Annotated in this window: 2 protein-coding genes and 1 pseudogene; all 3 read right to left on the reverse strand. The window is 68.0% G+C overall.

All coding sequences use genetic code 11. The features are described 5' to 3' along the window. On the reverse strand, nucleotides 1-389 hold a 389-nt coding region (locus U1700_RS14825), incomplete at its 3' end, for an SLC13 family permease (RefSeq protein ID WP_332753451.1). Further along, nucleotides 386-772, reverse strand: a complete 387-nt coding sequence (locus U1700_RS14830) for a hypothetical protein (protein ID WP_332753452.1) — start codon at nucleotides 770-772, stop codon at nucleotides 386-388. The genes U1700_RS14830 and U1700_RS14825, both read right to left, overlap by 4 nt. A gap of 15 nt (nucleotides 773-787) precedes the next feature. Further along, nucleotides 788-1,244: pseudogene (locus tag U1700_RS14835) on the reverse strand (metallophosphoesterase); the annotation flags it as partial.

Here is a 1,244-nt window from a genome sequence, read left to right on the forward strand (position 1 = left end):
GCCGCGACGAACACGGCGGGCGTCAGCACGACGGCGGTCGCGTCGTTGGACATGAAGGTCGTGACGACCACGCCCGTCGCATAGACGAGCGCGAACAGCTTTGCCCGCGAGCGCCCCGCCATGTTGACGGCGGTTGCGGCGATCCAGTCGAATGCGCCATGTTCGCGCGCGGTTTCGCTGAGCAGCATCATGCCGATCAGGAAGAGATAGACATCGGTGCCCTTGGCGACCGCCTGCCCCGCCTCTCCGAGCGGCATCAAACCGAGCACGATCAGCAACACCGCGCCCGCCACTGCCCAGATCCATTCGGGCCAACGCATCGGCCGCGCGATCACGCCCGCCGTCGACAGTCCCGCAATCGCCCAGGTGGCTCCATAGGCCAGGCTCACCATCCGCACCCATTCTTGTTGGGCCCGAGCCGGGCCCCGTCGATCCCGGCGATAGGCCAGGCGCCGATCGCGTGGCAATCCTCGCCGGGGGCCACGGGCAGGCGACGCTTCGGGATCGAATGCCCGTCGCGGACAAGACAGTCGATCCGGTCATAGCCTTCGCCGCAGCGGACCTCGATCGCGTTCAACCCCTCGGCCAGCGTCACCGTCGCGCGCCACAATCCGTCCTCACCATGCGTCATCGGCGTCTCGGTATCGCCCACCCGCGCGACCGGCGGCGTGTCTGTCCCAAATAGCCGCGCCACCACTTCGACTGTGCCGGGTCGGGGCACCTGATGCGGATCGGTCGGGCGAGTGATGAGCCGGACATCGCCCGGCGACACGATCTGGACATGCGGTCAGGCCGCATCCATCCGTCGGAAGCGCCAGCTGACCACCCGGTCCTGCACGCAGACGATGGTGAAGCCCGGCGCGCCGCCATCCTCTTCGATCTGCGCGGTGGAGCGGGTTGCGCCGTAAAGTACGCGGCCATCGTTCAGCAGCTCGTTATAATGGGTATGGCCGGTGTCGACGAACGCGACCTCGCCGTCGATGAATTGGCGCGCGATCGTGTCGCCGTCCGCCGCCAGATCGCCGGGATAGGCGTGCATGAAGACCAGAGGCACCTGTCCCTCCGCCTTGGCCCGCGTCAATTCCTCGGCCAGCCGGTTGCGATGATGCATGGTCAGCCGGAAGTCGGGCCCGCCCGCCCCCGCCGACACGATGTCGAGGAACAGGCAGCGATGCCCGGCGATCACCTCCGTCTCGGGCCGGTTGGCCTTCGGGATGGCAGCCTCGTACCTGGCGAGGTCGCCC

The sequence above is a fragment of the Sphingomonas sp. RB1R13 genome (assembly GCF_036663775.1).
Lineage (GTDB): Bacteria > Pseudomonadota > Alphaproteobacteria > Sphingomonadales > Sphingomonadaceae > Sphingomicrobium.